This window comes from Clostridium pacaense (genome assembly GCF_020709765.2).
Taxonomy (GTDB): domain Bacteria; phylum Bacillota; class Clostridia; order Lachnospirales; family Lachnospiraceae; genus Enterocloster; species Enterocloster hominis.
In genome coordinates this window covers 1-495 of sequence record NZ_JAJFEB020000068.1, presented here as the reverse complement: position 1 = coordinate 495, position 495 = coordinate 1, and the positions used below count along the sequence as shown (strand labels likewise).

The window sequence follows — 495 nt, the reverse complement described above, 5'->3', positions numbered from 1 at the left end:
CCTCTGCTCCAGTTCTTTATCTAACTTGTCAAGATACACATTGGATAGCACGACTGACAAGGGGCCGCCTTGCGGTACTCCGGTCATTGTTGCTTGCTCCAGCCCATTCTCCATCACTCCCGCTTTTAGATATTTCCGAATTAGGTTCAATGTGGTGCTGTCGTTAACTTGTTCTCTAAGAATCTGAATCAACTTGTCGTGGTTTACTTTATCAAAGAATTTCTCTATATCAATGTCTATTACCCATTCATATCCCTCGTTCAGATATTCCAATGCTTGCTTTATGGCATCATGACAACTTCTCCGTGGTCTGAAACCATAACTATACTCACTGAATATTTCTTCGTAAATCTCTATAATGGGCTGAGCAATAGCTTGTTGTATTACTCTGTCTAAGACCGTTGGTATTCCTAGTGGCCTTTGCTTTCCATTATCTTTTGGAATATAAACTCTACGTACTGGTTTTGGCATATAGGTTCGGTTTCTGATTGATTG

Annotated in this window: 1 protein-coding gene; it reads right to left on the bottom strand. The window is 40.4% G+C overall.

Translation table 11 applies throughout. The features are described from left to right. Positions 1–471 (bottom strand): reverse transcriptase domain-containing protein (locus LK536_RS58495; RefSeq protein ID WP_506092302.1); only part of this gene is annotated, 471 nt, incomplete at its 3' end. Between the last annotated feature and the right edge of the window lie 24 nt (positions 472–495).